Genomic DNA, 7,967 nt, shown 5'->3' with positions numbered 1-7,967 from the left:
CCCTTCATTCCTGTCCAGAATGGCACCTAATGGAATAGGATAACTTACTGCCCCACCAGCACCTACCTGCACAAAACTGTTGATCAGGTTCCGGGTGTAATAACTTCCCAGCTGCTGCAAAATTTCCCTGGTGGTCCGCTGCTCTTCAATATTGTATTTAAGCGATGCCCTAAAACCCAATGGCAGTTTATATGCCAGATCGAAACTGGCCACCAGGTCCGTAAGTCTGGTTACATTATCGGTATACTGATTATCCAATAGCGGGTAATATGACCAGTCCAGCAGCTGCGCCACCGCTGGAGAAGCAAGATAACCAGACCGGTAATTCTTGGTAATGGGCAAAGGGTTTCCATTGGCATCGGCAAAGGCAGCATAAGGATAAAGTGAAGATGTACTCAATATGCCGCCAATGCCAGGCTGCCCTGCTGTAACCTTGCCACCGGTATAACTGAACACCGTATTCAAATTCAGGTTGCGCAGCAGCGTAAAACTGTTGCTCAGCCTCAGGTTCTGCCTGGAATTCTCACCATCCAGGTTATCTACGTTTCTGTTATAACCTGAAGAAACCAGCCAGGAATGCTTTTCACTCCCACCCGATAGCGAGAGTGCGTATTGCTGGTTAACCCCGGTTTTGTACACGTAACGGTCAAAATCGTCATAAACATCATGTGCGGCAAAGCCTGCCTTGGCCAGTGCCAAATCAGCATTAGACAGCTTGCCCGAGGCATTCAAAACCAGCAGCTCTACAAAAGGCGTTAAGGCAGGTTTCTGCGAGGAATTGATCAGGCTGGTATAATAGCCCTTACCATATAAAAACTGCTCCACATCAAGCGCATCGGCAGATGAAATGCGCTGCTCGTAACGCAGATCAGGCTTTTGCACAAAAGCCAAACTGGCTGAAAAGCTGGCCGAAAACGGCGTATTCTTTTTGCCTTTTTTGGTGGTAATTACAATCACCCCATTTCCGGCACGGGTACCCCAAATGGAAGCTGCCGCGGCATCCTTTAAAACCGTTATGCTCTCTACATCTTCAGGATTGATGTTGGCCAGATCACCCGGATAAGGAAAATCATCAAGCACAATCAGCGGATCCCTTGGCCCACGGATCGTGCTGGTGCCACGGATGGAAAACTTGCCTGTGGCCGAGGTGCTCCTGTCAAAAGTAAGCCCGTTACCTATGGCCTCTAACCTGTCGAGTATGTTTTTGCCCACCTGCTGATCTAGCCTGGCCTTATCCAGTTTATCAAACGATCCGGTGGCCCGCGTTCTGTCCAGCACCTGATACCCGGTGCTTACCGTTACATCGCTGAGCTGGTTATCGGCCGGCAACAGCCTGGCCACAAATACCCTTGTTAACGGGATAGTGACTGTAACAGCATAGGTTTTAAAACCCACCGCACTGGCCACAAAATGATAAGTACCACCTGGCAGACCAACCGAAAATGTTCCGTTTCTATCTGCCATTAATCTACGTACCAGCCCATCAGCCCCTGTCAGCTCGATGTTTGCCGGAACGGCGGTACTATCGGCAGCACTTAAAATTTTACCGCTAAAGGTTTCCTGCCCAAAGGCTATTATCGGGCAAAAGCCGATCAATACAATCAGTATATATATCTTCCTCATTTCAGTTGCTTAATTTCATCGCCCATCCGGTCACGGATCACCATGACCGTCATTTTTTTCTTCGCCGGCCGCAGGCACAGCCCATACGGCCGAAGCCCAGCATTTACCTGCTCAAGACCCCCTGTTTCACTGATCGTGATCGATATGCGATCACTGATCCCGGTTTCGTTGATCACCGGCACGGTGTTCCAGACCAGGTTCTCCAGATGATCGGCAAGCGCTTCAACACGAACATTTTTTAAGTTTAACACATCCTGACTGCCAGCGCCGTTATCCGATCGACCCAAAATTTCCAGWTCATGACTTCCGCTCAAGCGAACCTCCGCAACCCCAAAACGCTCAAGAACAAGGCAATCGGCCACTTCAGTCTCGAAACTGCCTACATAAGGCGAATACATATTCAGGTCATCCAGCATCATGGGGTATAACTGAGCTGATAACCGCTCGGGCACCACAAACTCATAATTATAGCTACCGTGCAAGAAACCCGACGAATCGGCCCCTGCGTACCTGATCTGTTTATCAGAAAAGCGCTGGCCTACTGCGCGCTGCAGCACCCTGCCAATTGTACCATAAAGGCTAAAAAAATCGGCATTGGTAAAGGCACGCCCCACCAACACACCAGATGTTTTAGCCTTTCGAAACTGTGTACCGCTGGCCAGGCCAGACACCCGGCCCTTAGTTAACAGGCTGTACCGGACCAAGCCTTCAGTAGGAAAATCTGCCGAACTGAACAAAGGCAAAGCCGGATCGATGTTCTTTTTATTAACGAACGTACCACCCTCGCCCGCCATCGCCTGCAACAGTTTCGCTTCCTCCAGTTCTTCCTCGCCCGTTATGGCCAGCACTTTCCCATCCCTGCCGATCCATACATAATGGGGTACGGTACGGTGCGGGAAAGTTTTATTCAGCAGCGTATCTGCTAAAACAGCAGTAAAAGCTTCGCCATGTTCGTTTTTCCTTTTCTGCAACAAATCGGTTGCCCTGGCTACAGGCTCATTATTCACCAGGATCACCTGCAGATCGTTCTGGTATTTCTCTTGCAGCATCTTCATTTTCGGGAAACTGGCAATACAGGGTGCACACCAGGTCGCCCAAAAATCCAGGATCAGCAGTTTGCCCTTAAAAGCCGAAAGCGGCAAGACTGCCAAATTCTGACCCGCCCCATTAAGACCTGAAACATTCCTTATCAGCACATCCGGCACCTGCTGACCGATAGAAATCCCCCGATAATCCGCAGACGCAGCCACACTGGTAACCGATATATTTTTATCCTGCCCATGCACCCCAAAAATTGGGCATAGCAGTAGCAGGAAACATAATTTAAGCTTCATTTTGATTGATTAAACGTAAAAAATAATTAAAAACTGACCTAAAGGCTATCTCAAATCCTAACTCCTCACTCCCTCAACCTTACCCTCCTCCATCAGCACCCGCACCGCCACGACCAATTCGATCAACCCATCAAACACCTCACTAACCTCCTGTTTACTGATATTAAGTTCCAGAAAACCCTTTTTATCKTTCAAAGCAAAACCCTGAAACGACTCCAATAACACCAGCTTTACCTTATCGACACTGTAGTGATCATAAAATAATTCCAGCACCTGTTGAGCTGTTTTCAAAGAAGGGTCTCCAGCATTATTATCAGATAAAGTCATAAATTGATGGTAAAAAAGAAAAATACAAATGGATTAAAAACCAGCCCCTTCCACATAAAATATGCAGATACGGCAAACCGTATTGCTTATTAGAAAAAAGATACCTACCTTGGGAATGCGAATAACCATAGTACTGCACAGTTGCCTAAAAGCAATAAAGGGCTGGTACCAAGCTAAATTAACCCACGGGAAATCAGTGCGCTCTCTCACACCAACCCTGTTTCTTATTGGGCTATTTTATACTCGGAATTCCGGCACGCGCATTACGATGGAGAACAAATAACGTTCTTTAACAAGAGTTTAAGGGAATAACTAAATATCACTTCCTGGAAGTGATATGATTTGATGGCGCTTARTTTTTTCGTTTTCATAAACGGTTGTTTTTATGTAAACGATGCAGGCTCAATAAAAGCAAATGGAAAACCAAATTGGTTAGAAAACCAATAGGGCGAACTTCAATGCTTTTGAAACTGGTACCGTCAAGAACCCACTCAGGCTAAAGCCTGAGTTCCACAAAAGACTAACATGAAGTCCGCCCTATCGAATAGAGTTATCGCGAAGATAGCAAAATTCAATAGATACGGCGAACTCACGATCGGCTCATGTGGAAATTGACGGTTTCGTTTCATGAGTGACATCGTATAAGTAGGTTACCCAACTCAATTTGTCGCTATAAATAACTATAACAAACATACAAAAAGTTCGTACGAAAAGCAAACTTTTTATTTATTTAATTAAAATGTCTAGGCAAATCTCTAAGAGAACAAAAAATGTTAATCAAATAAAAAAGATTGCAAAAGAGATTGGCGCTTCTTCGCGTTTAATATCACTTTGGGTAGACGTTGATTATACCACTGTGAGTGGGTGGAATTCTAATACATCACAGCCTAGCTATGAAAATCTAAATGAAATAGGGGAACTGTTAGAACAAGATAATCGTGATCTACTGGAACCGCAGGGGCGAATTGATACAGGGTTGGCCAAGGCTTTAGAGCAAGAGTTGAAGAGATTGCACAAAGAAGAAGGCATACCCTATGAGGTTGAAAAATTGGACAAAAAGGGTGTGAGTGTTAGGGTTAATAATCCTGAGCTGGTAAAGAGATTGAGGGAGTTTGCGGAAGGTTACAGAAAGAATAAGTAGCTGTATTGCGTGAATACGTTTACAATAATGGCGATAAATCATTGGCCGAACGCCCTAATAAAAGAACAAATAACACCAAAACAGTGAAAGAAATAGGGAGTTTGTTTGAGCGGTTGAGAAATAGACACGAAAAAACAAGCTCCCCCTATTTTTGTAGCGCTGAGCATTAAAGCATTATTTAGGTCTTATCGATTGTTGACGGATGTAAGGATTCTCTGTAGGGGAAATTGCCATTAGCACCCAAGAAAAAGATGGAGAAAGCCATTCCCGCAAATGAAATAATAGATCTTTTCAAAAAAACATTGAGTGAAAGCATTGAAAAGACAGCTCCGTAAAACCATCGGCAATAAAAACCCAAAAAGCAATGTTGTTATCATCATAATTAGAACGTTTTAAAACCACTAATAAAACTATAGCTAGTCTTTGTATTCTTCAAAGAGCTATGAAATTTCATCCCGAAGTTGTTTTTATAATTTATTACGAACTCCAAATCTGTAAACTCTGATGATTCAAAAAACACTGGTTTTTTGTCTGCAACTGCTGTATGATAATAATGACCATTCAAGATAATTGATTCGCCACTTTTCAATCGAACACATTGCAACGTGCCTAGATCAATTTGCATTGAATGAGGTGATAGATGAAGTTGAGGATAATAGGCGTCGCAATTAGAGATGTTTTCAAGTTTGATTGTCAATTTATATGATATTAGAAATTCTTCGTTTCCAACATCAGGAGCATCYAAACCGAAAGTAAAAAACCTATTGCTTGGATTTATCTGATGAGGTTCAGAAATAACTTGAATATGAATCTTAGGTCTTAATCTTAAAAGCCAGTTAGCTATAAAAAATAATATTGATGTGGCAATAAAAACTATAACTCCAGTTACAAAATCTTTACTATCAAATAATGATGAGAGCGTAGCGAACATCTTCAAATATAATATATCTTTACAATAATCTACCAACGAATATGCTTCTAGTGAAACAAAAAACAACAACAGAAAATAAGCTAGGACAAAGTAGAATTATTACTAAACAGCCTATTCAACATCACATTACAATTACAAACAAATTACCGCCTAACAATTCAAAACTATTTGACTTTACAATAATTGACCTACTATCCTTTCTATTAAGCTTGGCTACAGCTATTATTGCTCTAAGAGTGTGGAAGCTTACTCAAGAACAAACAAAATCAGCAATTAAATCAGTCGAGTTAGCTGAAAAAGTTTTTATTGACAATAAACTTACGAATGACCACAGTTTAACTTTACAACAACAAGCTGCAGATAGAGAAAAAAAGGAAACTGAAAGAAGACATCAAATTGAAAAAGATAGATTTGAAATTGAAAATGCACCATTTCTAGAGCTTGAACAACTATTGATTAAAAGGACACAATTAACAGTTACAGGAATAGAATTTAGCGTACGGAATCTTGGTAAATTTCCGGTTAAAATAACGAAACAAGCTTTTATGTTAACGCCAATAACTAAAACAGATAATCACATTAAGCTAGATATCAATGCACATTGGAATAATTTACTTAATAGGCCACTTGAAGATAAAATTCAGTACCTCACAAACCAAACACCAATACTTTACAACAGAGATTCTGAACATACTAATAACGGTTTTGAAGATTTTCCTGCAATTTTTGAAGATCAACAAATATTCTTCACTGGCTACATTGAATACTTAAACTTAATTAATAAAGAGCGAATGATTTACAGATTTATAGCAAGTCCAGTAAGTTATAATGGAACGAGATTTAGCTTTTGGTTTAATGAAAATGAAATTTTAAAATCATTTCTAACAGCATAAATAATTTTAAAACTATGGATATAAAATTTTCTTCTAAAACAACAATAAATGGTAACACTAAAAATGGTGGTGAGTTAGATAATATAATTGAAACATATTTATTACGTCCTGGTTCGCTTGAAGGCACTAAAAACAAGGTATTAAGTGCTTGGTTACAAACTAATCTCAATCATTTTGAAGCTATTAAACCACTAAAATTACACACAACATCTTGCATAGAGTTGTTTACCGATACATCTGATGATGGGAATTCAGATTACACTTTCACGTATGAAGTAAGTTCATTCTGGTATAAGTGCCTACAGATGTTTCCAAATAGGGAGTTTTCTCTACTTGAAAAAGATGAAAATTACCTAATCACTTTTGTTGCGAGCAAAGACCTTGAAATAATTGTATTAAAGGACTAATTTATCTTCCACCTTTGAAGAACTTGTCAAACGCATAAAATTTCCAATAGTCGTACTGATCATCTTCTTCCTCAGGCTTATTTTTTTTTGTGATTCACTAAGGTAACAATAAATTTGATAGACCGTCCTTCCTTAGGTCTAAAGTCTGSTAAAATATAAGGCTTCAAATAGCTCAGGAAGAATCTCTAAATATCTCTATCGTTTTACGGTAAACCGTAAATTAGTTGATTCGAGTTAGATTAGCTTTGTATAGGGCTCATATCGGTCCGAGAACTAATTATAATTTAAAAATTTATTATGGAAGCAATCAAACCTGGGCCTAAACCAAAAACAGAGGAAGGAAATGACGATAAGAGAAGGAGAGTTCTGCCAGAAACCAAACCGAAACATCCTGATCTGAAGCCGCACATCCACAAACCAAAGGATTAAGCTTATTGGCATGAGGTTTTGTAGCCTCATGCCTAATACCCCCCCTTTATAGTTACAAAATTGAAATTTGCTTCCCTGTATTTAAACGGGTATTTCATGTGAATAGGTGCTCGTTCCGTAAATTGTGTAATTCACCCAGGTGCAGTTTGGAATCGAATCCTTGGTCTACTACTACCGAAATCCCCTAGTTTCAACCCAATTGAAACAATTGCTGTTAGCACCTATGATTTCAGACCAAATGCCACAAACATGATGAATTTGATTGAACCAAGAATTCGTGAGACTTAATTTTTATATTTGGTTTACATAATTATAAAACGCTCGAATATGCCCATATTAAACAACTCTTGGTTTGAACTACATGAGGATTCAAATGACCTTAACAACGTTATCAGATTCATTGAAACCCTGCCAGATAATCTAAAAGAGCTTTGCAAGCACGAATCATTCATAGATCTTTTAGACAATGATTTTAAACGTTATAGGATAAATTACTTCCTTTTCAATGAGGCTTTTGAAGAGGCAAGAGATATTCTCAATTTCGACCTACAAATATTGAAAATCCAGATTTCTGAGAATAACGACAAGAGAATGGAAACCTTGGAAACTTTCAATGAAATCCTAGGTACCATAGGCTTTAACGGCTCCTCACTGAAGCTGAAGGCAGGATTGATCAATAAACTTTGGGACAGCGTAATCGCCGCAGGTAATGGAATCATTACCTTTGCAAATAACCCGGTTGTAAAGGCCTTGAGAAAATTTTTGAGTTACCTGAATTCGCTCTTAGAGAGTTTAAAAGAACTATTGCCAGGAATTGATGCTATTAAAGAAATAAAAGAAGTTATCGAAAGCTATCTAGGTATGGCTGATGAATAACACTCC

General features: G+C 40.3%; 8 protein-coding genes. 5 read left to right on the top strand and 3 right to left on the bottom strand.

The genetic code is table 11. From position 1 onward, the window contains the following. The 3 genes from AC1DPQ_RS11075 to AC1DPQ_RS11065 all read right to left on the bottom strand — a co-directional run. Nucleotides 1-1,623, bottom strand: a 1,623-nt coding sequence (locus AC1DPQ_RS11075) for a TonB-dependent receptor plug domain-containing protein (protein WP_477609268.1), incomplete at its 3' end; no start/stop codon positions are given. Next, nucleotides 1,620-2,957 carry a TlpA family protein disulfide reductase gene (locus tag AC1DPQ_RS11070; protein WP_477609266.1) on the bottom strand — a complete coding sequence of 446 codons (1,338 nt, stop codon included), beginning with the start codon at nt 2,955-2,957 and terminating at the stop codon, nt 1,620-1,622. The genes AC1DPQ_RS11075 and AC1DPQ_RS11070, both read right to left, overlap by 4 nt. Nucleotides 2,958-3,014: 57 nt before the next feature. Further along, nucleotides 3,015-3,284, bottom strand: a complete 270-nt coding sequence (locus AC1DPQ_RS11065) for a hypothetical protein (RefSeq protein ID WP_477609264.1) — start codon at nt 3,282-3,284, stop codon at nt 3,015-3,017. A gap of 739 nt (nt 3,285-4,023) precedes the next feature. Here AC1DPQ_RS11065 and AC1DPQ_RS11060 point away from each other — a divergent pair. The 5 genes from AC1DPQ_RS11060 to AC1DPQ_RS11040 all read left to right on the top strand — a co-directional run bounded on the left by AC1DPQ_RS11060 (nt 4,024) and on the right by AC1DPQ_RS11040 (nt 7,961). Next, complete coding sequence (locus AC1DPQ_RS11060; protein ID WP_477582728.1) at nt 4,024-4,425, top strand: hypothetical protein; 402 nt, start codon at nt 4,024-4,026, stop codon at nt 4,423-4,425. A gap of 981 nt (nt 4,426-5,406) precedes the next feature. Further along, on the top strand, nt 5,407-6,249 hold the full coding sequence (locus AC1DPQ_RS11055; protein ID WP_477582732.1) for a hypothetical protein: 843 nt from the start codon (nt 5,407-5,409) through the stop codon (nt 6,247-6,249). A gap of 14 nt (nt 6,250-6,263) precedes the next feature. After that, nucleotides 6,264-6,656 (top strand): hypothetical protein, encoded by a 393-nt coding sequence (locus AC1DPQ_RS11050; protein WP_477582733.1) that lies wholly within the window; start codon nt 6,264-6,266, stop codon nt 6,654-6,656. Nucleotides 6,657-6,953: 297 nt separating this feature from the next. Continuing rightward, nucleotides 6,954-7,085, top strand: coding sequence for a hypothetical protein (locus AC1DPQ_RS11045; protein WP_010599262.1), 132 nt, complete (start codon nt 6,954-6,956; stop codon nt 7,083-7,085). A gap of 327 nt (nt 7,086-7,412) precedes the next feature. Beyond that, nucleotides 7,413-7,961, top strand: coding sequence for a hypothetical protein (locus AC1DPQ_RS11040; RefSeq protein WP_477582735.1), 549 nt, complete (start codon nt 7,413-7,415; stop codon nt 7,959-7,961). Nucleotides 7,962-7,967: the final 6 nt, after the last annotated feature.

Source organism: Pedobacter sp. 01T416_2, from assembly GCF_056398925.1.
The sequence above is the reverse complement of the archived record's forward strand: the minus strand, read 5'-3'. Positions and strand labels throughout refer to the sequence as shown.

Bases quoted from the DNA above. Each gene is read 5' to 3' on its own strand.
- AC1DPQ_RS11040 (WP_477582735.1), top strand. From the start codon at position 7,413: ATGCCCATATTAAACAACTCTTGGTTTGAACTACATGAGGATTCAAAT.
- AC1DPQ_RS11050 (WP_477582733.1), top strand. From the start codon at position 6,264: ATGGATATAAAATTTTCTTCTAAAACAACAATAAATGGTAACACTAAA.
- AC1DPQ_RS11060 (WP_477582728.1), top strand. From the start codon at position 4,024: ATGTCTAGGCAAATCTCTAAGAGAACAAAAAATGTTAATCAAATAAAA.
- AC1DPQ_RS11045 (WP_010599262.1), top strand. From the start codon at position 6,954: ATGGAAGCAATCAAACCTGGGCCTAAACCAAAAACAGAGGAAGGAAAT.